Origin of the sequence: Streptomyces sp. NPDC005878, from assembly GCF_040629815.1 — a bacterium.
GTDB lineage: Bacteria > Actinomycetota > Actinomycetes > Streptomycetales > Streptomycetaceae > Streptomyces.
Genome location: NZ_JBEXWK010000005.1, coordinates 147,132 through 169,260 on the forward strand (window position 1 = coordinate 147,132; position 22,129 = coordinate 169,260).

A 22,129-nucleotide genomic window follows, 5' to 3' on the forward strand; every position below is an offset into this window, starting at 1 on the left:
ACGTCGATGAGCACGAAGGACTTCGTCGAGAAGGACTACTACAAGGTCCTCGGCGTCCCCAAGGACGCCACCGAGGCCGAGATCAAGAAGGCGTACCGCAAACTCGCCCGCGAGTTCCACCCGGACGCCAACAAGGGCGACGCCAAGGCGGAGGAGCGCTTCAAGGAGGTCTCCGAGGCGAACGACATCCTCGGTGACCCCAAGAAGCGCAAGGAGTACGACGAGGCGCGCGCCCTCTTCGGCAACGGCGGCTTCCGGGCCGGTCCCGGCGCCGGCGGCGGCAGCTTCAACTTCGACCTGGGCGACCTCTTCGGAGGCGCCCAGGGCGGCGGGGCGGCCGGCGGCTTCGGCGGCGGGCTCGGCGACGTGTTCGGCGGGCTCTTCAACCGGGGCGGCGCGGGCCCGGGCACCCGGACCCAGCCGCGCCGCGGCCAGGACCTGGAGTCCGAGGTGACGCTCAGCTTCACCGAGGCGGTCGACGGGGCCACGGTCCCGATCCGGCTCTCCAGCCAGGCGCCCTGCAAGGCCTGTTCGGGCACCGGCGACAAGAACGGCACGCCCCGGGTGTGCCCGACGTGCGTCGGCACCGGACAGGTCTCGCGCGGCACCGGCGGCGGCTTCTCGCTGACCGACCCGTGTGTGGACTGCAAGGGCCGCGGTCTGATCGCGGAGAACCCCTGCGAGGTCTGCAAGGGCAGCGGCCGCGCCAAGTCCTCGCGGACCATGCAGGTCAGGATTCCGGCGGGTGTCTTCGACGGCCAGCGGATCCGGCTGCGCGGCAAGGGCGCGGCGGGCGAGCGCGGTGGCCCCGCGGGCGACCTCTACGTGGTCGTCCACGTGGACAGCCACCCGGTCTTCGGCCGCAAGGACGACAACCTCACCGTCACCGTGCCGGTCTCCTTCGCGGAGGCGGCGCTCGGCGGCGAGGTGAAGGTGCCCACCCTGGGCGGGCCGCCGGTCACCCTGAAGCTCCCCGCGGGCACGCCCAACGGCCGTACGATGCGGGCCCGGGGCAAGGGCGCGGTCCGCAAGGACGGCTCGCGCGGGGACCTGCTGGTCACCGTGGAGGTCATGGTGCCCAAGGACCTCGGCGACAAGGCGCGCGAGGCCCTGGAGGCGTTCCGCGAGGCGACCGCGGACGAGGATCCGCGGGCAGAACTGTTCCAGGCCGCGAAGGGAGCATGAGATGGACGGCCGACGACGCAATCCGTTCGAACTGACCGATGAATCGCCGGTGTACGTCATCTCGGTCGCCGCTCAGCTCTCCGGTCTGCACCCGCAGACCCTGCGTCAGTACGACCGCCTCGGCCTGGTCTCGCCCGACCGCACGGCCGGGCGCGGCCGGCGCTACTCGGCCCGCGACATCGAACTGCTCCGTACGGTGCAGCAGTTGTCGCAGGACGAGGGCATCAACCTGGCCGGCATCAAGCGCATCATCGAGCTGGAGAACCAGGTGGCCGCGCTCCAGCAGCGCGTCGCCGAGCTCTCGGCCGCGGTGGACGGGGCGGCGGCCGCCATGCGGCAGCGCGAGGCCCAGGTCCACGCGTCGTACCGACGCGACCTGGTGCCGTACCAGGACGTGCAGCCGACCGGCGCCCTGGTGGTCTGGCGGCCCAAGAGGCCGAAGGACACGCACTAGCGCGGTCCACCGCCGGGACGCGACACCGGCGGCTCGACGAACAAGAGGGCCCGCGGTCCCCGTGAGGGGGCGGCGGGCCCTTCTGCGTGGGCGCGCGGGACCCGGCGCGGCGGGCGGCACCCCGCGCGTGGCATCCGGGGCGCTGCCCCGGCGTGCGGCCCGGGGCCTTCCACCGGTGGCCGCCGGTCAATGGCCCGTCCCCTGCCAGACGCTCACCGCGAGGGCCGCGCACGAGGTCAGGGCGGCGATCGCGGGCAGCGGCCAGCGCCCGCGCTCCAGGGCGTCCAGACGGTCGTCGTGTTCTCCCAGCGTCTTGTCGGTCTGGTCGGCGCGCTGGAGCAGCAGCGCCAGGTCGCCCCGCGTGGTGGCGAACCCGACCTCCACCGCGCGCCGCAGCCGTTCCAGTTCGATCGCGACTCCTTCGGCCTGGCCGGTGTTCACCATGAGGGCTCCTTCGGTAGATGGCGGATCAGGACCGCGAGCCGGCGGGAGGAGAGCCGGCCGCGGTGCCAGTCCAGGAGGTCCACGCCGTAGTGGCGCAGCAGCGCGGCTTCCAGCGCCTCGGCGTTGTCCTCCACGTACACGCCGAGGCGCAGCCTTCCCCCAGGCCGAGCCCGGTGTCGCGGCCCCAGGAGGCGAGGACCGCCTCGATGTCGTGGGGTGAGGGGCGGTGGTGGCGCAGCCGGGCCGACTGGGCGCCGCCGAGGAGGAGTTCGAGCGAGGCGCCCAGGTCGTCACCGCCCAGGGCGCGCAGGGCGCGGGCCGTCGCGCGGGTGAGTTCGGCGGGCAGTTCGAAGAGTTCGCCGCCCAGCTCGAAGGCCCAGGAGCGGCCGGACGCCTCCAGGCGCTGGGCACGGGCCGCGTCGACGCGGGGGACGCCGGGTGCGGGTGTCGCGGGTGGTGCGGCCATGGTGTCTCCCTCAAATGGCCGGTTCCGTAACGGAGTTGAGAGCCGGATCGCCGTACCCGCCGGGCGGGTCAGCGGATACAGTCGGTGTCACCTCTACGGGTGAGGCAGGGGAACAACGTGACCGTGAACGTGGACGAGCGCGAACGGCTGGCCGAGCGGTTCGAGGCCAACCGCACCCATCTGCGGGCCGTCGCCTACCGGATACTCGGCAACCTCAACGAGGCGGACGACGCCGTCCAGGAGGCCTGGCTGCGCCTCAGCCGCACCGACGCTGGCTGTGTGAAGAACCTCGGCGGCTGGCTCACCACCGTCGTGGGCCGCGTCTGCCTGGACATGCTGCGTTCGCGCGACTCCCGGCGCGAGCTGCTGTACGACGAGCCCGTGCCGGTGCGCGGGCGCGGGCACGAGGAGCCGGGCGACCCGGAGCACGAGGTGCTGCTCGTGGACTCGGTGGGCCTGGCGATGCTGGTCGTCCTGAACACGCTGGCCCCCGCCGAGCGGATCGCCTTCGTGCTGCACGACATGTTCATGGTGCCCTTCGACGAGATCGCCCCGGTGGTGGGGCGTTCCACGGTCGCCACCCGCCAGCTCGCCAGCCGGGCCCGGCGCCGGGTGCAGGAGTCCGCTCCGGTGCCGGACGCGGACCTGGCCCGCCAGCGGGAGGTCGTCGAGGCCTTCTTCGCCGCCTCGCGCGCCGGGGACTTCGACGCGCTGCTCGACCTGCTCGACCCGGACGTGGTGGTCCGGGCCGACCGGGCGACCGTGGAGGTGGGGGCGATGGGCGAGGTCCGGGGCGCGGCGGCGGTGGCCGGCACGTTCAACGGCCGCGCCCACACCGCCCAGCTCGCCCTGGTGGACGGCACGGTGGGAGCCGTGTGGGCGCCCGGGGGCGAGCTCAAGGTGGTCATCGGGTTCACCCTGGCCGGGGGCCGGATCACCGGGATCACGCTGCGGGCCGACCCGGACCGGCTGCGCCGCCTGGACCTGGCGGTCCTGGCGGCGTAGGAGGCACGGGCCGGGCCCACGGCCGGCGTTCGCGGGACGGCCGTGGGCCCGGCTGACGCGGGTGCGGTGCCGTGCGCTGCGCTGCGGTGCCGTGCCCGAAGGCGCGCGGGGAACGGCGCGGCCGGCCGGGCACGGTCCGCGGGGGGCCTGCGGGTCAGAAGGCGACGATCCCCTCCGATCCCGGGGCGAGCCCGCCCGCGCTGGGCGCGAGCACCCCGGGGCTGATCACCCGCGGCGGGTCATCGGCCACGCCGAAGCCCTTCAGCGTGGTCAGCCCCGCGCTGGACTCGATGCGGTAGGCGCTGATCGACATCTTGTCGCAGTACGGCGTCCCCTCCACGTAGGTGGGCAGCCGGGGATCGGCGATCTTCTCGTCGATCCCGGCGGTCAGCACGTACAGGTACAGGCCGTCGTTGGTGATGGCCATGTCCTGGGTGGCGTGCGAGTTCTTGCTGACGGCGAGGTGGCCGTCGGCCGGGAAGAGCGTGATCTCGCCCCGCTCGTCGATACGGAAGGCGCCGATCGAACCGCTCTGGGCGTTCGCCACGTACACCACGCCCGGGTCCAGGACGCTGTTTGCCGTCCAGCAGGTGGTGAGTTCGGTGGTGGTCACCGACGCGCTGATCACCTGGAGGGTGCCGTCGCGGTCGACGTGGTACGTGGACATGGAGCCCAGGAAGCCGGGTGCGCCGATGATCTCGGTGACCATCAGCACGTCGCCGTGGAAGGTGGCGGTGAAGGGGGCGAGCCCCGCGGACTGGTTGCGCACCGGCTCGCCCACGCGGCCGTAGGCGTCGACGGGGAAGACGTCGATGATGTTCGTCTGCCGCTCGGTGACGATCAACTGCGTGCCGTCCGGCGTGAACTGGATCTGCGAGGGGCCCGCCCCCGCCCCGCCGATCAGGGCCTTGCGGGAGCCCTCCACCGGGGTGAGCGAGCCGTCGTCGCCGACGCGGAAGCCGGCGATGGACCCGTCGGTGGCGTTCACGGCGAACAGGAGGTTGCCGTGGACGGCCACGCTCACCGGGCGGACACCGCCGGAGGCGACCCGGCTGACCAGCCGCAGCCGCTCGCCCTCGACGGCGAGCGAGGAGACCTCGTCGCTGCCGGAGTCGACGCCGAACAGGAACCGCTGGTCCTCGGAGGCGATGAGCGAGCCCTGCGAGACCAGCGGGTCGGAGGTGTCCTCCAGGTCGTAGCTGCGGCCGACGCCGAGACCGCCGGTCGGGTAGGTGCCCTTGCGGGTCAGGTTGCCGTAGACGTCACGGGCGAAGACCGTCACCGAGTTGCCGGTCTCCTGGTTGCTCATCACATAGACGAAGCCGCCGCGCCGCGCGGGGGGCGGGGGCGGGTTGTCGCCGGGGTGGCCGGAGCCGGAGGCGGTCACGGTGCCGCTCTCCGCGCCGGAGGTCTCGTTCGTACCCATGGGGGACTCCTTCTTCTTGGCCTTCTCGGTCTTGTCGGCCTTCTTGGCATGCGGCTTTGGGCCGCGGGGCAGCAGACGCACGGCGTACGGGCCCTAGGCCGCGGGACCGGCCGCGCGGGAGGCGCGCAGGCCGTGGGCGGCGATGTCGTCGGCGATGTCGAGGCCGAGGCGGACGCCGCCGATGTTGAGGCTCAGGTCCATGTCGCCGGAGGCGTTCGGGACCCAGCCGTCGTAGTTCCAGTGCACGCCGAGGAAGACCCGGCTGAGGCTGTTCTCGCGGATCATGTCCCAGAGCCCGCCGGGGAAGGTGCGGACCACCCGGGTGCGGGCGGTCCCGTTGGTGTCGGTGGTCGTGCCGTTCAGCTCGTCGGAGACGAACTCGAGACCGGCGGCCAGATTGTCCGGTCCGTAGGAGCCGTGGCGGTAGAACTGCCGCACCGACTGGAACGCCGCCGCGCCGAAGGTGGCGTGGCCCGAGGGGTAGGACGGGAAGTTCGGCGTCCGGTTGACCCGGCCGCCGGGGTTGTTGGTGTTGGGCGCGCCCAGCGGCAGCCACTCGGGGTCGGCGTCCGCGCCGAGCGGCGCCCCGCCGGTGCCGGCCGGGCCCGAGGAGGGGTCGTGCTCGCGGATGCCGACGACCGGGCGCCACAGGTCGTAGACGTACTTGTCGGTCCAGGCCAGGATGCCCGCGTCGGCCATCGCCGCGTTGAGCAGCGCGAACAGCCGGGCGTTCTGCGCGGTGTCGTTCCGCTGGGCCTCGGCGACCTTGCGGACGATCATGTTGTAGAGGCGCGGCGGCGTGCCCAGGCCGATGACCCCGTCGTACGCCCAGAACATGCCGATGGCCGTCTCCCGCGGGGTGCGCCGGCCGGCCCGCAGGTCCTCGGGGAGCGCGCCCGCCAGATGCGTCGCGATGCCTTTGGCGCGGACCTGGCGCAGCGCCGCCTCGTACCGCGGGCTGCCCGGCCGCGGCGGGGCGTCCAGGTGGTGGCGGGTGGTGGCCGCGAAGAGGTGGGAGCGGGCGCCGTAGTACGCGGCGTACACGCTCTGGCCGGGGTCGACCGGGTCGGGGCGGTGGTGGCCGCGGGCGGTGGAGTAGACGTAGCCGTCGTCGCCGAGGCCGGGGTCGGCGCCGCGCAGCGACAGGAGCACGCGGGCGACCCGCAGGCCGAAGGCGTGGCCGGGGCCGGTGCCCGGTCCGGCCGGCAGGGCGGCGGCCCGGTGCTGGGCGTTGAAGTACTCCTTCTGGGCCGGGTAGAGGGCGCTGAGCGTGGCGTGCGCGGCGGCGGCGACGGCCGCGTCGGAGGAGGCGCCGGCCGGGGCCTCGGGCAGTGAGTCGCCGAGGTAGCAGTCGTGGCCGGGGTGGATGGCGAAGTACGCGTCGTGCATGGCGAGATGGGTCAGGGCCAGCGCCCGGGAGGCGCCGCACGGGCCCCGGGTGCCCGCCTCGGCGGGGGCGCCCGTGGTGTGGGTCGTGCGGTCGGCCTCCAGGGCCACCGCGTTCCAGAACAGGATCTGGTCCACTGGGGACTCCTTTCACGGTGGTGTGCCGCACGCATGGCCGCGGCGCCCTTCTCCTGGGCGGAGGGGCGTGAGGGAAGCGGCCTGAGCAGCACGAAGCGGCAGACCCGTCGCCCCGGATGTGGGCGCGGTTCTGCCGCTGCTCCCAGTGTGATCCGGGGCCCCCGATCCCGCAACAAGCCTGCTCAGGGCGGGGGTTGGGGCGTGGGCGGAGACAGCGGAAGGGCCCCACCCGGGGTGCGGGTGGGGCCCTGCGGAGAGCGGGTCACGCCAGGCGGGGGAGCGGGCCGGGTCAGTGGTGCGGGATCGCGTCGCGGTGGACGGAACGCTCCGCCGCGAACACGTCCTCCAGCCGGTAGAGCAGCCTGCGCCCCTGCCGGCCCGCGGCGCGCAGATGGCCCAGCTGGACCCACTTGCGCAGGGTCGCGGGCGAGACGTCCACCTCGGCGGCGGCGAGCTCGCCGGTGACCAGGCCCGGGGTCGGGAACGCGGTCACGAGGCCTCCTCCAGGTCCGTGCGGACGACATGGCGGCACACGGGGTTCACACAGAGCACGGCGCCGCGCTCGGGGAACACGCGCAGCGACACCGAGGCGCACGCGGGACAGCGCCCGCCGATCCGGATCATCTGCTCCGGGTCCCCGAGCTCGCGGGCACAGCGCCGGGCCATCCGCCGGGTCTCGGCCGCCACGTGCGCGGCGAGGTCCGGCAACTCGTCCACCGCGTCGAGGAGTTCGGCGATCCAAGCGAGCCGGGTCACCACCGGGGCCGGGGTGGGCGGGCGCAGGCCGAGCCGCTCCCGTACCGCCTCCTCCAGCTCGACCACGCCGTCGGTGATGTCCCGTACGGCGTCGGAGATGTGCAGCCGGACCGGGGCGGTGGTGGAGCGGAGCGAGCCGCCGGGCCGTTCGCGCGGGCCCGCCGGGGACGGCGCCAGCTCCGCGAGGAGGTCGGGGAAGCGGCGGGCCAGCGACTGGAGCCACACCGCGTCCGCGCGCCCGCCGCTCATCGCTCCGCCTGCCCGGATGCGGACGCCGGGGGCCGTTTGACCTCGCGGCCGTTGCGCCAGAGCCGTCCGCCGCTCACCCCGTCGAAGAAGGTGTGCGCGGGGTCGACGACCACTTCGCACTCGGTACGGATGGGACACTGATTGCATGCTCGCAATACCGGTTCGGCGTCGGAGGGAACGCGGGCGAACACGGAGTGTTGTGGGAGGTTCGCGCAGGCGGCGGCCCTGCGCCAGTCGAGGTCGTCCGCCGCTCGGGACAAGCCCGAGGTCAAGGGTGTTTTCCGAGTGGTCAGGTGTGCGGGCACGTGCAAACCCCTCCCCACGTATGGGAACACGAGTTCGGCAAATTGCGAACGCGTGATCAGGGTGACACGGTGCGTGCGCGTACGCAAGCGACTCATGCGTGCGGGCGCGCACCTACTGTCGCGCGAGCGCCCCGGGGGTACGCTGTCTCCCGCGACGAGGGAGAGCGACCACATGGGTTCGAGCGCACGGGCCGGCGCCCGCAACGAACAGGGCTACCGCGGCGAGGGCGGTCGCGGTCACGCGGACGGGCTGGAGGAGTTCGCCGCCTGGATCGAGCGCCTGATGCGGCTGCGGAACTACGACATCGACAGCCCGCGCGGGGGCGGCAAGTCCAAGCTCGCGGACGACGCCGGGGTCCACCGGGCCGCCGTGAGCAGGCTGTTGCAGCGCCAGAGCATGCCGGACCTGGAGACCATGCGCAGACTGGCGGCGGTGCTCGGCGTACCGCTGCGGGACATGCTCATCCGCTCCGGCAGGCTCTCCGAGGACGATCTGCCGATCGCCGTGGGCCGGGGCGGGCAGGACGGGGAGGGCGCGGTGCCGCTCGGCCCCGAGGAGGCCGCCCGGCTCATGGGGGTGCCCGAGGAGCTGCGCGAGCTGTTCGTACGCGTGACGAAGGCGTTCCTGCCGGACGGACGTGAGGGGGCCGGCAGCCCGGGGGTGTGAAGGAGGGCGGGGGATGGCGGACGGAGACGGTTCAGGAGGCGAACAGGACGCTCTGGCCGAGGCGTTGGGCGGCCTGCTGATCGAACTGGGGGAGAAGGTCCGGCGCGCCGGCCTCGACGGCGTACGGGTCCTGACCGACCAGGAGCTCCAGCACGAGCAGCTCCGCTGGTTCCGCGAGGGCTGGGAGGAGCACGCCCGCGTCGGCCGCGGGGCGGACGGGGACGGGCGTGCCGCCCGGCGGGGCGAGGACGGGCCGCGGCCGCCGGTGGAGGAGGACGCCGTTCACGGGGGCGACGGCGGACGGGACGCGGCCGGGCACCCCGAGGCGGGCCAACCGCCGCCGCCGGGGCGGCTGTTGCGCTTCCCCCAGACCCCCGACGGCCGCCTTGGCCACCCGCTGCCGATCGTCGGCACCGGCGAGGCGCGCGGCAGGGACCTCATGCCGCACCGCCCGCGCGGACGCCAGCGCGGCCGGCCCGCGGACGACGGCGACCCGCCGGGCAGCCACCCGCACGTATGAGACCGGGCAGCCACCCGCACGTATGAGAGGGGAGAGGGCGGCCGCTCCCGTACGAGGCGCGCGGGGCCGGCTCAGTCGTCCTGCTCCAGGATTCCGGACTGGGCGATGAGATAGCCGAGCTGGGCGCGGCTGCCGCTGCCCAGGGCGGCGTTCAGCTTGGCGATGTGGGCGCGGCAGGTGCGGACGTTCATCCCGAGGCGCCGCGCGATGGAGTCGTCCACGTGCCCCTCCACGAGGAGTTTGGCGATGGAGCGCTGGACGCCCGTGATCCCCTCCGCCTTGGAGGAGCCGTACGGGACCTCTTCCTCCCACGGCACCGCGTGCAGCCAGAACTGGTCGAAGACGCCGACCAGATACTGCACCAGGCCCTCGTGCCGCAGCTCCAGCGCGACCCGGCGGTCGCTGCGCGCGGGGATGAAGGCCACCCGGCGGTCCACGATGATCAGCCGGTCGATGATCTCTTCCAGCGTGCGGACCTCCAGGCCGTAGGGCGCGATGCGCTCCACGTACCCGATCGTCGCGGAGTGGTGGCGGGCGGTGTGCTGATAGAGGGTGCGCATCCCGACGCCCCGGTCGAGCAGCGGCTGGACCCGGCGCAGGCCCGACTCCAGGGTCTCGGGTCTGCGTCCGCTGCCGGGCTGGATGGTGAGCAGTTCCTTGGTGCACTCGTCGATGACGCGGTCCAGCGTCGCGTTGATGAGCTCCAGGCCCTCCAGGACCGTGATCGCGTGGGTGCTCGCCGCGTCCTCGCTGGTGATCGCCATGAACGGCTCGAAGGTGCTGGCCAGTGACATCGACAGCTTCCTGCGCTCCTGGATCTCGCGTTCCAGGGGCTGCACGAGCTGGTTCAGGACGACGGAGGGAGGGACCGGCCGCAGCTGCTCCGCGTCGTCCGCGTCGGGCCGCAGCAGCGCGAGATCGATGAGACAGGGAGCGGCCTGGGCTTCCGTGCGAGTTATTCCGCCGGTACGCAACGCGGTGGCGTAGAGGGTCTTGCCCATCTCGCACAGGTCTGTAGGGCCATGACTATGTCCGAAGTGCCCCTGATACAACCGGATTACACCCCCCTCATACTCCTGAATTACAGGAACATGATGCCTGGCCTCGCTGGTGGAAGCGCTCAGAGTGAGCCATCGTCTTATGCGCGGGGGGAGGGAATGATCATAAAGAGGTGGAGATCGGCCATGAGCAGGATGGTTCGAGCACTTAGCGCTATAGCCGTTGTCGCGGCTGCTCTTTGCGCTCTCGCCGCGAGTGGGGAACCCACGTGGGAGAGCAAGCCGTCCCACGGAACCGTGGCGGCTCCGGGAGAGCCCACCTGGGAGCACAAGCCGGTGACGCGGGTCCTGGCGGCTCCAGTGGAGCCTACCTGGGAGGTCGCGCCCGCGGGTGTAAGCGCATGAGCCTCCCGCCGGACGACCGGGTCTTCCGGCGCGAGATGGCCACGGCCTACCGCTCGGGGTGGCACTTCATCGACCTCGTCACGGCGATCCCCCACCGTGGCGATTCGTTGATGGTCACCCTGTTCGGCGAGCCGATCCTGGTCGCGCGCGAGGACGACGAGGACGTCCGTGCCTACCGGTGCCTGCGCCGGCCGCGCGGGGCGCCGCAGCCGATTCGCTGTGCCGTGCGCTACGGCATGGTGTTCGTCAATCTGGACCAGCGAGACCACCAACTGTTCGACCCCGAGTCGTCTACCGCCACCCCCCGCAGTGCCTGAAGCGATTCCCCCGTCGTTGTAAATCGCTCAGGCGCTTCCCCCACACAGCGGCGCCATCGTGGACCTGAACACGGTGGCGCCGCTGTGCTGCCCGGGTACGGGTCCGCCCGCGCGCGTGGCCGGGCCCGGTTCAGCCCCGGCCCATCGCCCGCTCCAGGACGATCTCGATCAGCACCCGGTCCGGGTTCTCGCGCGGCGTCCGCCCGTACCGCTCGGCGTACCGCGCCACCGCCTCGGCGATCGGCCCCGCCTCCGTCCGTACGTACGCCCGGCCCTCCAGGGTGGCCCAGCGGCGCCCGTCCACCTGGCAGACCGCGACCCGCGCCCCCTGTTCACCGGCCGCCAGCACGTTCCGCACCTTCCGGCTGGACCGGTTGGCGATCACCCGCGCCACGCCCGCCTCCGGGTCGTAGGTGACTCCCACCGGCACCAGGTGCGGGCTGCCGTCCGGGCGCGGGGTCGTCAGCGTGCACAGGTGGCGCTCGCGCCAGAAGGCGAGATAGGCCGCGTCGGGCTGCCGGGGGTCCACAGGGGTACGCGTGCGGGAGGCCGGGACGGCCGCCGTGTCCGTGTCCGTGCTCGTGCTCATGCGCCGAAACCTACGCGGAACTTTCGTCCCCGCCACCTTGAGCGGAATAGGCTCAACTTTATGTACGCTGGATGAGTCATGGAGTTCGTACCCCCTGCGCCGAGGAGGAGAGACCGCACGTGGACGCCGAGCTGACCAACAAGAGCCGGGACGCGATCAACGCCGCGAGCAGCCGGGCCGTGTCCGACGGACACCCCGACCTGACGCCCGCGCACCTGCTCCTCGCCCTCCTGACCGGCGAGGAGAACGAGAACATCACCGACCTGCTGGCCGCCGCCGGGGCCGACCAGGCCGCCGTCCGGTCCGGGGCGGAGCGGCTGCTCGCCGCGCTGCCCAAGGTGGCCGGTTCCACGGTCGCCCCGCCGCAGCCCGACCGCGACCTGCTGGCCGTCATCGCCGACGCCGCGCAGCGCGCCAAGGAGCTGGGCGACGAGTACCTCTCCACCGAGCACCTGCTCATCGGCCTCGCCGCCAAGGGCGGCCGGACCGGCGAGCTCCTCTCCCAGCAGGGCGCGACCGCCAAGAAGCTCCTTGAGGCATTCGAGACAGTACGAGGAGGACGGAGGGTGACCACCCCCGACCCGGAGGGCCAGTACAAGGCCCTGGAGAAGTTCGGCACGGATTTCACGGCCGCCGCCCGCGAGGGCAAGCTCGACCCGGTCATCGGCCGGGACCAGGAGATCCGCCGGGTGGTGCAGGTGCTCTCCCGGCGCACCAAGAACAACCCGGTGCTCATCGGTGAGCCCGGCGTCGGCAAGACCGCGGTCGTGGAGGGCCTGGCCCAGCGGATCATCAAGGGCGACGTCCCGGAGTCGCTGAAGAACAAGCGGCTCGTCTCACTGGACCTGGGCGCGATGGTGGCCGGGGCGAAGTACCGGGGCGAGTTCGAGGAGCGCCTGAAGACCGTCCTGTCCGAGATCAAGGCGAGCGACGGCCAGATCATCACCTTCATCGACGAGCTGCACACGGTCGTCGGCGCGGGCGCGGGCGGCGACTCGGCGATGGACGCGGGCAACATGCTCAAGCCGATGCTGGCCCGCGGCGAGCTGCGGATGGTCGGCGCGACCACCCTCGACGAGTACCGCGAGCGCATCGAGAAGGACCCGGCCCTGGAGCGCCGCTTCCAGCAGGTCCTGGTCGCCGAGCCCACCGTCGAGGACACCATCGCGATCCTGCGCGGCCTCAAGGGGCGGTACGAGGCGCACCACAAGGTGCAGATCGCCGACAGCGCGCTGGTGGCCGCGGCCACCCTGTCCGACCGCTACATCACCTCCCGCTTCCTGCCGGACAAGGCGATCGACCTGGTGGACGAGGCGGCCTCCCGCCTCCGTATGGAGATCGACTCCTCGCCGCTGGAGATCGACGAGCTCCAGCGGTCGGTGGACCGCCTCCGTATGGAGGAGCTGGCCCTGTCCAAGGAGACGGACGCGGCGAGCAAGGAGCGGCTGGAGAAGATCCGCCGCGACCTCGCCGACAAGGAGGAGGAGCTGCGCGGCCTGACCGCCCGCTGGGAGAAGGAGAAGGAGGGCCTGAACCGCGTCGGTGAGCTCAAGGAGCGCCTCGACGACCTGCGCGGCCAGGCCGAGCGCGCCCAGCGCGACGGCGACTTCGACACCGCCTCCAAGCTGCTGTACGGCGAGATCCCGACCCTGGAGCGCGAGCTGGAGGCCGCATCCGAGGCGGAGCAGGAAGCCTCCAAGGACACCATGGTCAAGGAGGAGGTCGGCCCGGACGACATCGCGGACGTGGTCGGCTCCTGGACCGGCATCCCGGCCGGGCGTCTGCTGGAGGGCGAGACGCAGAAGCTGCTGCGCATGGAGGACGAACTGGGCCGCCGGCTGATCGGCCAGTCCGAGGCGGTCCGCGCGGTCTCGGACGCGGTCCGGCGCACCCGGGCGGGCATCGCCGACCCCGACCGCCCCACCGGCTCCTTCCTCTTCCTGGGCCCCACCGGCGTCGGCAAGACCGAGCTGGCCAAGGCGCTGGCCGACTTCCTCTTCGACGACGAGCGGGCCATGGTCCGCATCGACATGTCGGAGTACGGCGAGAAGCACAGCGTCGCCCGCCTGGTCGGCGCCCCGCCGGGGTACGTGGGGTACGAGGAGGGCGGCCAGCTCACCGAGGCGGTCCGCCGCCGCCCGTACAGCGTGGTGCTGCTCGACGAGGTCGAGAAGGCGCACCCGGAGGTCTTCGACGTCCTGCTCCAGGTCCTCGACGACGGCCGCCTCACCGACGGCCAGGGCCGCACGGTCGACTTCCGCAACACGATCCTGGTGCTGACCTCCAACCTGGGCAGCCAGTACCTGGTCGAGCCGCTGACCAGCGAGGAGGAGAAGAAGCAGCAGGTCCTGGAGGTGGTGCGGGCGTCCTTCAAGCCCGAGTTCCTCAACCGCCTGGACGACCTGGTGGTCTTCTCCGCGCTCACCAAGGACGAGCTGGCGCACATCGCGGAGCTCCAGATCGCCCGCCTCGCCAAGCGCCTGGCCGACCGCCGCCTGGCCCTGGAGGTCACCCCCGAGGCGCTGGCCTGGCTCGCCCACGAGGGCAACGACCCGGCCTACGGCGCCCGCCCGCTGCGCCGGCTCATCCAGGCCGCCATCGGCGACCGGCTCGCCAAGGAGATCCTGGCGGGCGAGGTCAAGGACGGCGACACGGTCCGCGTCGACCGGGTGGGGGACGGGCTGAGCGTGGGGGCGGCGACCGGAAAGAGCCTGTAGCCGGGTGGCCGCGCCAGGATTCGGTCAGCCGTCAGCGGATACCCGTGGCGGGGGTTGCCAGCCCCCGCCCGGCATGGGAGAGGATGACCGGAACCGTACGAAGGAAGATTCACGATGAGCATCGACCCGTCCTCGATTCCGAATTTCGGGGCTCAGCCCGGCCCGCAGCCCACCGGTGGACCGGCCGGGCCCGTCGTACCCGACCAGGATCTGGTCAAGCAGCTCCTGGACCAGATGGAGCTCAAGTACGTCGTGGACGACGAGGGCGACCTCGCCGCTCCGTGGGAGGAGTTCCGCACGTACTTCATGTTCCGCGGCGAGGAGGACCAGCAGGTCTTCTCGGTGCGGACCTTCTACGACCGCCCCCACGGCATCGACGACAAGGTCGCGCTGCTGGAGACGATCGACGACTGGAACCGCCGCACCCTGTGGCCCAAGGTCTACACGCACACCCACGACGACGGCGCCGTCCGCCTCATCGGTGAGGCGCAGATGCTGATCGGCACCGGCGTCGCCCTGGAGCACTTCGTCTCCTCGACGGTCAGCTGGGTCCGCGCCTCGATCGAGTTCGACAAGTGGCTCGTGGAGCAGCTCGGCCTGGAGAAGGCCGTCGACGGCGCCGAGGGCGACGAGGGCGACGCGCCCGGCGACGACGCCTGACGCACGCCGCTCACAGCGCCATCGGGGCCAGCGTCAGCAGATACGCCCCGTACGCGAACGACAGCCCGGCCAGGGCCGCGGTCACCGTGACCGCCGCCCTCGGCCGGGCTTTCGTCAGCGCCGCCGCCAGCGGCAGCAGCAGCGGGAACGCCGGCAGCAGGAACCGCGGCTTGGACTCGAAGAACCCCGACCCGCCGACGGTGATCAGCACCAGCACCCCCGTGTAGACGAGCAGCGGCAGCGGCGGGCGCTCCAGCACGAACAGGGCGAACAGCAGCAGCGCCGCCACGGTGATCAGGAACGCCATCGTGTAGCCGAGGTCGAAGGGCCCGGTGGCCAGCTTCCGTACGAAGCGCAGCGAGCCGCGGCCGAAGTCGAACCGGGAGGTCCAGGCGGCCTGGACCGCGAAGTAGCCGCCCAGCGGATCACCCCTTCGGGCGCCGACCGACAGGACGTATCCGCACCAGCCCAGCGGCGCCACCGCCCCGGCCGCCCACACCCGCCAGTCCCGCCGTACGCCGCGCCCGCCGCCCCACAGGGCCGCCGCGGCCGCCGCCGTGACCGCCGCGGCCACCGCGACCGCGTTGGGCCGCGAGAGGCCCGCCAGGACCGCCAGGCCGCCCGCCCACAGCCAGCGCCGCTCCAGGACCGCCCACAGCGACCAGGCGGCCAGCGCCGTCATCACCGGCTCGGTGTACGCCATCGACAGCACCACCGAGTGCGGCAGCAGCCCCCACAGCAGCACCAGCGCGGTCGCCGTGCGCCGGCCCGCCAGCCGCTCCCCGACCGCGTGGATCCCCCACGCCGCCGCCCCGGCCGCCGACCAGGACACCAGCAGCCCGGCCGTGCCGCCCGCCACCGGCAGCGCCGTCGTCACCAGCCGCAGCAGGGTCGGGTAGAACGGGAAGAACGCCAGATCGCTCTGGACCGTCCCGTCCGGCCAGTACAGCGTGCGCCCGTAGCCGTTCGCCGCGATCTTGATGTACCAGTCGGCGTCCCAGGCGGTGGCCAGCAGCGCACGCGGCGAGCGCCCCAGGTGCCAGGCCCACACCGCCAGGACCAGCATCCCGGTGAGCCGGGCGGCGGCGAACAGCCCGAGCGCGGGGACCGCCCGGCGCAGCGCGGTCAGCCGGCGCGGCGTGGACAGGGCGTCCGCGGACCGGCGTACGAGGGCGGTGATCTCGGCGGACAGGGTGCACCTCCGGGCGCGCGCGTGGTCGGTCCTCCCCGGACTCTCGCGGCGCCTCGTCCCGCGAGCTCAGCCCGCGAGCGCCTTCAGCCGGGAGACGGCCTCTTCGAGCACACTCTCCCTCTTGCAGAAGGCAAATCGGACGAAAGGCGCGCCCGCGTCCCGGTGGTCGTAGAAGACGGCGTTGGGAATCGCCACCACCCCGCAGCGCTCCGGCAGCGCCCGGCAGAAGGCGAAGCCGTCGCCGCCGTGCGAGAGCTCGCGGCCCAGCGGGCGGATGTCGGTGGTGACGAAGTACGTGCCGGCCGGGCGGTACACCCCGAACCCGGCCGCCGCCAGCCCCGCGCTCAGCAGGTCCCGCCTGGCCCGCATCTCCTCGCGCAGGGTGTCGAAGTACGTGTCGGGCAGCCGCAGCGCCTCGGCGACCGCGTACTGGAAGGGCCCGGAGGCCACGTACGTCAGGTACTGCTTGGCGGAGCGCACGGCCGCCACCAGCTCGGGCGCGCCCGTCACCCAGCCGACCTTCCAGCCGGTGAAGGAGAACGTCTTGCCCGCCGAGCCGATGGTGAGGGTGCGCTCGCGCATCCCCGGCAGGGTGGCGACGGGCACGTGCTCGCCGTCGAAGACCAGGTGCTCGTAGACCTCGTCGGTGACCACCAGCAGGTCGCGTTCGCGGGCCAGCTCCGCGATAGCGGTCAGCTCCTCGCGGCTCAGCACCGTCCCCGTCGGGTTGTGCGGGGTGTTGAGCAGGATCAGTCGGGTGCGCGGGGTGACGGCGGCGCGCAGCTCGTCCAGGTCCAGCCGGTAGCGGTCGCCGTCGGGCCGCAGCGTCACCGGTACGCGCGTGCCGCCCGCCATGGCGACGCAGGCCGCGTAGGAGTCGTAGTACGGCTCCAGCGCGATCACCTCGTCCCCCGGCTCCACCAGCGCGAGCAGCGAGGCCGCGATCGCCTCGGTGGCACCCGCCGTCACCAGCACCTCGCGGTCCGGGTCGAGCGCCAGCCCGTAGCGCCGCAGCTGGTGGTCGGTGATGGCGGTGCGCAGCTCGGGCACGCCCGTGCCCGGCGGGTACTGGTTGCCGCGTCCGTCGCGCAGGGCGCGCACGGCGGCCTCGCGCACCTCGTCGGGGCCGTCGGTGTCGGGGAAGCCCTGGCCGAGGTTGATGGCTCCGGTCGACACCGCGAGGGCGGACATCTCGGCGAAGACCGTGGTGCCGAACTCGGCGAGGCGGCGGTTGAGGTGAGGACGCGCGCTGGAGGTCATGGCGGCCATCCTGTGGGCAACCTCTGGAGTTGCTCAAGTCTGCTTTCGCGCGCGCGGGCCGAGGGCATTCCCCTGTCACACAACGCAGAAGGACGGTGGGGGAGATGGGATATGTCGTCGCGGGGGCCGTACTGGTACTGATCTGGTACGTCGTCGCCAGGGTCACCAGGGCAGGCAACGCCGGGTGGCGGCGGGGGTGGTACTCGTCCAAGGGGAGCGGCTCCGCCGGCGCGGCCGGCTCCTCGGGCCCCTGGTGGGCCGGGGACAGCGGGGGCGGCCACGGTCACCACGGCCACCACGGCGGCCACTCGTGCGGCGGCGGCCACTCCTCCTGCGGGGGCGGCTCGTCCTGCGGAGGCGGGGGCGGCGGCTGCGGCTCCAGCTGACGGCGTGCGGCGGTCGCGGCTGACACGGGGCAGCCGATTCCGTCCGCACGCCCCTTCCCGGCGCCCGGCGGGTCCGCACCCGCCGGGCGCTCCCGCGCGCACCCTCGCACTGATCAGGTGAACCGGCTTGCCTCCCAGGGGATGGAAACCACGGCAAGTTGGGTAAAAACGCTGTGAGCGCCGCGTACTTCATGATTCCCTCGCTGTTGAGAAACGCAGCCCACGGAACCTCCCCCCACCCGGGCGGACCCGAGCAGACGGTCCCCCCTTCCCCCTCCCCCGCACGGTTCCGGGGTGCCCCCGGTCGTCCACCCTCCCCATGTGCGTTTTGCGGAGCCCACCCATGCTCACGACTCTCAAGACCGCCTACACCGACACGCGTGCCAGCGACCTCGCCTGGGCTCTGGGCCGGGAGCCGCTGCCCGCCCTGGCCGTCCTCGACCTCGACCTGTCCGGCGCGAAACTTCAGTTGAGGCTCCTGGGCGCCTCCCACCAGGTGCTCCTCGAAGAGGAGCAGGGCTCCTGTTCGGAGACCGTCGCCTGTATGCCCGGCAGCAGCACCCCGCTCCCCCTCGGGGTGGCGAAACGTCTCGGGGAGTGGGAGTACGAGTTCGCCGCACGGGTGGAGACGCTCTCCGGGGGCTCGTTCGCGGGGCGCGCGCAGGAGCTGCTCGCGCTGGTCGCCGACCACCCCAACGGCCTCGCGGGGACGTTTCCCGGCTCCCCGCACGCCTTCACCGCGATGCTCGCGCAGCGCAGCGAGGGCCAGGTGCGCTGGCGGACCTGGCACGCGTACCCGCAGGAGGGGCAGTTGGTGGTGACCCGAACGAGGGTCGGTGTCCGGACGGCGGCGCCCGTCACGCTGTGAGGATGCGTGCAGGCAGGAGGGGGTGCGCCGCCACCCGGGGGGACGTAATTCCCTCCGCCGTGCGCGAGTTGCACCCTTGTGGGTGACAAGGTGCCAGCGAGTCGTGACGTAGCGTTCCCATCATGATCGAACCGTCTGTGCCCGTCCTGCCCTGTGGCATCCCGCCGCCGGCACCCCGGCGCAGCACCGCGCGGTTCATCGTGCTCGGCACCGTGTTCATCTGCGCGGCCTGCGGACTCGTCTACGAACTCGAACTGGTCGCCCTCGCCTCGTACTTGATCGGCGACTCGGTCACCCAGGCCTCCGTCGTGCTGTCCGTGATGGTCTTCGCCATGGGCATCGGCTCCCTGCTCGCCAAACGGCTGCGGGTGCACGCCGCCGTCGGCTTCGGCCTGATCGAGGCGGCCCTGGCGCTGGTCGGCGGCTGCTCGGCGATGGTGCTGTACGCGACGTTCGCCTGGCTCGGCGGCGCGCGCTACGCCCTGGTGGCCTTCTCGCTCGGCATCGGCGTGCTCATCGGCGCCGAGATCCCGCTGCTGATGACGCTGATGCAGCGCGTCTCGCGGCAGGACCCGGGCGGCACGGTCGCGGACCTGTTCGCCGCCGACTACGTGGGAGCGCTCGTCGGCGGCCTCGCCTTCCCCTTCCTGCTGCTGCCGCTGCTGGGCCAGCTGACCGGCGCGCTGCTGACCGGCGCGGTCAACGCGGTGGCGGGCGGAGCGCTGGTGCTGTGGCTGTTCCGGCGCGATCTGACCCCCCGCGCCCGTTGGTGGCTGCTCGTGGCGAACGTGCTGGTCCTCGCCGTCCTGGCGGTCACCACCGCCCTGGTCGGCGCCTTCGAACAGGCGGCGCGGCGCGCGGTGTACGGCGGGCAGGTGCGGGTCGCGGTGCAGACCGGCGTCCAGGAGATCGTCCTCACCGGCAGCGGCACCGGGCACGGCCCCGGCGGCCCGCTCGACCTCTTCCTCGACGGCCGGCTGCGGGTCAGCGGCCGGGACGAGCACCGCTACCACTCGGCGCTCGTGGGCCCCGCGATGGAGTCCGGGCGGCACCGGCGGGTGCTGATCCTGGGCGGCGGGGACGGCCTGGCCGCCCGCGAGGCGCTGCGCTTCGCGGACGTGCGCGCGGTGACCCTGGTCGAGCTGGACGCGGGCGTGGTCGCCCTGGCCCGCCACGACCCGGCCCTGTCGGCGCTGAACGGCCACGCGTACGAGGACCGGCGGGTGCGGCCGGTGGTCGCGGACGCCTTCGACTGGCTGCGCGGGCCCGGCCGCTCGGCCGGGCCCTTCGACGTGGTGATCTCCGATCTGCCGGACCCGGGCATCACCCCGAGCACCAAGCTGTACTCGGAGGAGTTCTTCGGCCTGGCCGCGCGCGTGCTGGCGCCCGGCGGACGCGTCGCGGTGCACGCGGGCCCGGTCGCGACGCGGACGCACACGTACTGGACGGTGGAGTCGACGGTCCGCTCCGCGGGCCTGTGGACCGTGCCCTACCGGGTGACGGGCCGCCTCACGGGCTTCACCGCGGGCCCCGACCGCGCCTCGGGCGCCACCGGTGCCCCGCACGACTGGGGCTTCGTCCTCGCCTCCCCGTCCGGCCCGCCGGGCGCCCCGCTCGCCCCGGAGCTGGAGCCCCTGGGCGAGGACCGCCCCCGCGAGGAACTGCCCCCGTCGACGCTGGTGCACCCGCGCTATACGGGATGACGGCGGGCCGCCGGGCCCGCGCGTCCCGTCCGGGCCCGGGACGGGGCCCGGACGGGCGGGTTCGGCGCGGCCCGGCGCGTCGTTTGCGGAGACGGGACGGCCACCCCTGAGTAGGCTCGTGACCCATGGAGCATGAGGTGTTCGTTCCGGTTGAGGTCCAGTCCCTGCGTGAGACGCTGCGGGACCCGGGCAGGGTCGCCCGCTGCGTCCCCGGTCTCCAGCAGGACGCGGGCGAGCCGCCGGTCGCCGGCCGGCTGAAGCTCCGCGTCGAGGGTCACACGATCACCTACCGCGGCACGATGCGGATCACCGAGCTCGACGAGGACACCTTCGGTGTGGAGGCCGAGGGCACCGAGGCGCGCGGCACCGGTGCGGGCAGGTTCTCCCTGACGCTGCGGCTGGCGCCCCAGGACGAGGGCACCCGGATGTCCGTCACCGCCACGGCGACCGCGGACGGGCGCGTGGCCACCGCGACCCCCGAAGGCACCCGGGCCTCGGCCGCCCGCCTGCTGGACCGTTTCGGCGCGGCCCTGGCGGCGGACGCCCGGGGAGCGGGGGAGGAGAGCGGCGACACGGCCCGGGACACCGGCGAGCCGGACGCGACCGAGGCCGGGGCGGCCGTCCAGGGCGCGGAGGCCTCCGGACCCGACGCCGCCGCGCCCCAGATCCCCGCGCCCGACACCGCCCCCCACGACGCCGCGCCCCGGGACGCCGCCGCGCCCGGCGAGGAGCCCGCGGCCGGTCCCGCCGGGCCCACCACCTCCGGGTCGGGGACCGCCTCCACCCCGGACGCCGATGCGGACGTGGACGCCGCGGCGCGCGGCGAGGACCCGGCGGAGGACCCCGGCCTCGGCCACTCCGTCTTCGACGCCGCCGTCCCGCCGCCCTCGCTCGACCCGCTCGCCGAGGAGGAGTTCGACATCCCCGGGGACGGCGACTACCTGCCCGCCGAGGCCGCGCACGCCCGGCGCACGATGATCGGCCGCAGCGCCGAGGAGGTCGACCACGCGCCGCCGCGCGGGCGGTACGCGCCCGTGCCCGCCCCGGCCGGCTCCGGCGCGGGCGCCACCCTGCGCTGGGCCGCCCCGGCCGCCGCGCTCGCGCTCGCCTCCGCGGTGGTGGTCGGCCGCGCCCTGCGCCGGCGCCGCTGACCCGCTCCACTGGGCCGGACACGGCGACGCGCGCGCGGGCCGGCGCGGTGACGCCAGTAGTGTCGGGGGTGTGAGTAGCGACAAGAGTGTCCGGCTGGCGGCCGGCGACGTCGAGTTGACGGTCCGTCCGGACCTCGGGTGCCGGATCGAGAGCCTGCGGGTGGGCGGTACGGAAGTGCTGCGCCAGGGCGACAAGTACGGCTCGTTCCCGATGGTCCCCTGGTGCGGCCGGGTGGAGAACGGCGAGTTCCGCAACGGCGGCACCAAGCACCGCCTGCCGCTGAACGCGGCGCCGCACGCCATCCACGGCACCGGCCGCGACACGGCCTGGAAGCGGGTGCGCACCGGCGAGACCGAGTCCGGCCACGCCGAGGCCCACTTCACGTACGACCTGGCCGAGCCCTGGCCGTACACCGGTCGCGTGACGCAGATCTTCGAGCTGTCCGAGAGCGCGCTGACGATGACCATGGGCGTGGAGACGTACGGCGACTCCTTCCCGGCGCAGGTCGGCTGGCACCCCTGGTTCCGGCGCGGCCTCGGGGGCGAGGACGTACAGCTGGAGTTCACCCCCGCCTGGCAGGAGGAGCGCGGGGACGACCACCTGCCCACCGGCCGGCGCATCGACCCGCGGCCCGGCCCCTGGGACGACTGCTTCGGCATGCCCGACGGCGTCGACGTCACCCTCACCTGGCCGGGGCAGCTGGAGCTGCGGGTGACCAGCCGCAGCGAGTGGGTGGTGGTCTACGACGAGCAGGAGGAGGCGGTGTGCGTGGAGCCGCAGTCCGGCCCGCCCAACGGCCTCAACACACTGCCGCGGCTGGTGACGCCGGTGGACCCGCTGGAGCTGGCGACGACCTGGAGCTGGCGCCGCCTTTAAGCTGG

23 protein-coding genes are annotated in these 22,129 nt (G+C 73.4%); 13 read left to right on the top strand and 10 right to left on the bottom strand.

Going from position 1 to position 22,129, the window contains the following annotated elements; genetic code table 11:
• Positions 1–6 precede the first annotated feature (6 nt).
• Positions 7–1,185, top strand: a complete 1,179-nt coding sequence (gene dnaJ, locus ABZ404_RS11220) for a molecular chaperone DnaJ (protein WP_358836499.1) — start codon at positions 7–9, stop codon at positions 1,183–1,185.
• A gap of 1 nt (position 1,186) precedes the next feature.
• A complete protein-coding gene (locus ABZ404_RS11225) occupies positions 1,187–1,639 on the top strand; it encodes a helix-turn-helix domain-containing protein (RefSeq protein WP_358836498.1) in 453 nt (150 codons plus the stop codon).
• Positions 1,640–1,825: 186 nt separating this feature from the next.
• Here ABZ404_RS11225 and ABZ404_RS11230 read toward each other — a convergent pair whose 3' ends face one another.
• Positions 1,826–2,083 carry a hypothetical protein gene (locus ABZ404_RS11230; RefSeq protein ID WP_358832235.1) on the bottom strand — a complete coding sequence of 86 codons (258 nt, stop codon included), beginning with the start codon at positions 2,081–2,083 and terminating at the stop codon, positions 1,826–1,828.
• A 25-nt stretch (positions 2,084–2,108) separates the two neighbouring features.
• Positions 2,109–2,549 carry a hypothetical protein gene (locus tag ABZ404_RS11235; RefSeq protein WP_358832240.1) on the bottom strand — a complete coding sequence of 147 codons (441 nt, stop codon included), beginning with the start codon at positions 2,547–2,549 and terminating at the stop codon, positions 2,109–2,111.
• Positions 2,550–2,678: 129 nt separating this feature from the next.
• Between ABZ404_RS11235 and ABZ404_RS11240 the strand changes: the two genes are divergently transcribed.
• On the top strand, positions 2,679–3,554 hold the full coding sequence (locus tag ABZ404_RS11240) for a sigma factor (RefSeq protein ID WP_358832239.1): 876 nt from the start codon (positions 2,679–2,681) through the stop codon (positions 3,552–3,554).
• Between the two features lie 154 nt (positions 3,555–3,708).
• Here ABZ404_RS11240 and ABZ404_RS11245 read toward each other — a convergent pair whose 3' ends face one another.
• The 4 genes from ABZ404_RS11245 to ABZ404_RS11260 form a co-directional block, all read right to left on the bottom strand.
• On the bottom strand, positions 3,709–5,061 hold the full coding sequence (locus tag ABZ404_RS11245) for a beta-propeller fold lactonase family protein (protein ID WP_358832234.1): 1,353 nt from the start codon (positions 5,059–5,061) through the stop codon (positions 3,709–3,711).
• A 12-nt stretch (positions 5,062–5,073) separates the two neighbouring features.
• Positions 5,074–6,504 (bottom strand): hypothetical protein, encoded by a 1,431-nt coding sequence (locus ABZ404_RS11250; protein WP_358832233.1) that lies wholly within the window; start codon positions 6,502–6,504, stop codon positions 5,074–5,076.
• A 289-nt stretch (positions 6,505–6,793) separates the two neighbouring features.
• Positions 6,794–6,997: a helix-turn-helix domain-containing protein gene (locus ABZ404_RS11255; protein ID WP_358832232.1), complete on the bottom strand. Its 204-nt coding sequence runs from the start codon at positions 6,995–6,997 to the stop codon at positions 6,794–6,796.
• On the bottom strand, positions 6,994–7,509 hold the full coding sequence (locus tag ABZ404_RS11260) for a hypothetical protein (protein ID WP_358832231.1): 516 nt from the start codon (positions 7,507–7,509) through the stop codon (positions 6,994–6,996). The genes ABZ404_RS11255 and ABZ404_RS11260 overlap by 4 nt, the downstream gene beginning before the upstream one ends.
• Positions 7,510–8,097: 588 nt before the next feature.
• Here ABZ404_RS11260 and ABZ404_RS11265 point away from each other — a divergent pair.
• Both ABZ404_RS11265 and ABZ404_RS11270 read left to right on the top strand, forming a co-directional pair.
• Complete coding sequence (locus tag ABZ404_RS11265; protein ID WP_358832238.1) at positions 8,098–8,481, top strand: helix-turn-helix transcriptional regulator; 384 nt, start codon at positions 8,098–8,100, stop codon at positions 8,479–8,481.
• Between the two features lie 13 nt (positions 8,482–8,494).
• Entirely contained in the window at positions 8,495–9,001 is a 507-nt protein-coding gene (locus tag ABZ404_RS11270; protein WP_358832230.1) for a hypothetical protein, read from the top strand.
• 71 nt (positions 9,002–9,072) lie between these two features.
• Here ABZ404_RS11270 and ABZ404_RS11275 read toward each other — a convergent pair whose 3' ends face one another.
• Positions 9,073–10,002, bottom strand: a complete 930-nt coding sequence (locus ABZ404_RS11275; protein WP_358832229.1) for a helix-turn-helix transcriptional regulator — start codon at positions 10,000–10,002, stop codon at positions 9,073–9,075.
• Between the two features lie 398 nt (positions 10,003–10,400).
• Here ABZ404_RS11275 and ABZ404_RS11280 point away from each other — a divergent pair, with 398 nt between their 5' ends.
• On the top strand, positions 10,401–10,721 hold the full coding sequence (locus ABZ404_RS11280; RefSeq protein ID WP_283142738.1) for a (2Fe-2S)-binding protein: 321 nt from the start codon (positions 10,401–10,403) through the stop codon (positions 10,719–10,721).
• A gap of 130 nt (positions 10,722–10,851) precedes the next feature.
• Here ABZ404_RS11280 and ABZ404_RS11285 read toward each other — a convergent pair whose 3' ends face one another.
• Positions 10,852–11,310 carry a TIGR03618 family F420-dependent PPOX class oxidoreductase gene (locus ABZ404_RS11285; protein WP_358832228.1) on the bottom strand — a complete coding sequence of 153 codons (459 nt, stop codon included), beginning with the start codon at positions 11,308–11,310 and terminating at the stop codon, positions 10,852–10,854.
• Positions 11,311–11,429: 119 nt separating this feature from the next.
• On the opposite strand from ABZ404_RS11285, the gene clpB reads away from it, so the two are divergent.
• Both clpB and ABZ404_RS11295 read left to right on the top strand, forming a co-directional pair.
• Positions 11,430–14,027: an ATP-dependent chaperone ClpB gene (gene clpB, locus ABZ404_RS11290; RefSeq protein ID WP_358832227.1), complete on the top strand. Its 2,598-nt coding sequence runs from the start codon at positions 11,430–11,432 to the stop codon at positions 14,025–14,027.
• Positions 14,028–14,141: 114 nt separating this feature from the next.
• On the top strand, positions 14,142–14,687 hold the full coding sequence (locus ABZ404_RS11295; RefSeq protein WP_358832226.1) for a YbjN domain-containing protein: 546 nt from the start codon (positions 14,142–14,144) through the stop codon (positions 14,685–14,687).
• A 10-nt stretch (positions 14,688–14,697) separates the two neighbouring features.
• Here ABZ404_RS11295 and ABZ404_RS11300 read toward each other — a convergent pair whose 3' ends face one another.
• Both ABZ404_RS11300 and ABZ404_RS11305 read right to left on the bottom strand, forming a co-directional pair.
• Positions 14,698–15,834, bottom strand: a complete 1,137-nt coding sequence (locus tag ABZ404_RS11300; RefSeq protein ID WP_358832237.1) for a hypothetical protein — start codon at positions 15,832–15,834, stop codon at positions 14,698–14,700.
• A gap of 111 nt (positions 15,835–15,945) precedes the next feature.
• Entirely contained in the window at positions 15,946–17,148 is a 1,203-nt protein-coding gene (locus tag ABZ404_RS11305; RefSeq protein WP_358832225.1) for a pyridoxal phosphate-dependent aminotransferase, read from the bottom strand.
• Between the two features lie 95 nt (positions 17,149–17,243).
• Between ABZ404_RS11305 and ABZ404_RS11310 the strand changes: the two genes are divergently transcribed.
• From ABZ404_RS11310 to ABZ404_RS11330, 5 genes are all read left to right on the top strand, one after another.
• Positions 17,244–17,525 carry a hypothetical protein gene (locus tag ABZ404_RS11310; RefSeq protein ID WP_358832224.1) on the top strand — a complete coding sequence of 94 codons (282 nt, stop codon included), beginning with the start codon at positions 17,244–17,246 and terminating at the stop codon, positions 17,523–17,525.
• A gap of 343 nt (positions 17,526–17,868) precedes the next feature.
• Positions 17,869–18,393 (top strand): DUF2617 family protein, encoded by a 525-nt coding sequence (locus ABZ404_RS11315; protein WP_358832223.1) that lies wholly within the window; start codon positions 17,869–17,871, stop codon positions 18,391–18,393.
• Positions 18,394–18,515: 122 nt separating this feature from the next.
• Positions 18,516–20,096 (top strand): polyamine aminopropyltransferase, encoded by a 1,581-nt coding sequence (locus ABZ404_RS11320; RefSeq protein ID WP_358832222.1) that lies wholly within the window; start codon positions 18,516–18,518, stop codon positions 20,094–20,096.
• Positions 20,097–20,221: 125 nt separating this feature from the next.
• Positions 20,222–21,247: an SRPBCC family protein gene (locus tag ABZ404_RS11325; protein WP_358832221.1), complete on the top strand. Its 1,026-nt coding sequence runs from the start codon at positions 20,222–20,224 to the stop codon at positions 21,245–21,247.
• Between the two features lie 70 nt (positions 21,248–21,317).
• Complete coding sequence (locus ABZ404_RS11330) at positions 21,318–22,124, top strand: aldose 1-epimerase (protein WP_358832220.1); 807 nt, start codon at positions 21,318–21,320, stop codon at positions 22,122–22,124.
• The last annotated feature ends 5 nt before the right edge of the window (positions 22,125–22,129 follow it).

Coding starts and splice junctions, on each gene's coding strand:
- ABZ404_RS11265 (WP_358832238.1), top strand. CDS start 8,098: ATGCGGCTGCGGAACTACGACATCGACAGCCCGCGCGGGGGCGGCAAG.
- dnaJ (WP_358836499.1), top strand. CDS start 7: ATGAGCACGAAGGACTTCGTCGAGAAGGACTACTACAAGGTCCTCGGC.
- ABZ404_RS11310 (WP_358832224.1), top strand. CDS start 17,244: ATGGGATATGTCGTCGCGGGGGCCGTACTGGTACTGATCTGGTACGTC.
- ABZ404_RS11320 (WP_358832222.1), top strand. CDS start 18,516: ATGATCGAACCGTCTGTGCCCGTCCTGCCCTGTGGCATCCCGCCGCCG.
- ABZ404_RS11235 (WP_358832240.1), bottom strand. CDS start 2,549: ATGGCCGCACCACCCGCGACACCCGCACCCGGCGTCCCCCGCGTCGAC.
- ABZ404_RS11285 (WP_358832228.1), bottom strand. CDS start 11,310: ATGAGCACGAGCACGGACACGGACACGGCGGCCGTCCCGGCCTCCCGC.
- ABZ404_RS11230 (WP_358832235.1), bottom strand. CDS start 2,083: ATGGTGAACACCGGCCAGGCCGAAGGAGTCGCGATCGAACTGGAACGG.
- ABZ404_RS11275 (WP_358832229.1), bottom strand. CDS start 10,002: ATGGGCAAGACCCTCTACGCCACCGCGTTGCGTACCGGCGGAATAACT.
- ABZ404_RS11305 (WP_358832225.1), bottom strand. CDS start 17,148: ATGGCCGCCATGACCTCCAGCGCGCGTCCTCACCTCAACCGCCGCCTC.
- ABZ404_RS11225 (WP_358836498.1), top strand. CDS start 1,187: ATGGACGGCCGACGACGCAATCCGTTCGAACTGACCGATGAATCGCCG.
- ABZ404_RS11260 (WP_358832231.1), bottom strand. CDS start 7,509: ATGAGCGGCGGGCGCGCGGACGCGGTGTGGCTCCAGTCGCTGGCCCGC.
- ABZ404_RS11325 (WP_358832221.1), top strand. CDS start 20,222: ATGGAGCATGAGGTGTTCGTTCCGGTTGAGGTCCAGTCCCTGCGTGAG.
- ABZ404_RS11295 (WP_358832226.1), top strand. CDS start 14,142: ATGAGCATCGACCCGTCCTCGATTCCGAATTTCGGGGCTCAGCCCGGC.
- ABZ404_RS11315 (WP_358832223.1), top strand. CDS start 17,869: ATGCTCACGACTCTCAAGACCGCCTACACCGACACGCGTGCCAGCGAC.
- ABZ404_RS11270 (WP_358832230.1), top strand. CDS start 8,495: ATGGCGGACGGAGACGGTTCAGGAGGCGAACAGGACGCTCTGGCCGAG.
- ABZ404_RS11280 (WP_283142738.1), top strand. CDS start 10,401: ATGAGCCTCCCGCCGGACGACCGGGTCTTCCGGCGCGAGATGGCCACG.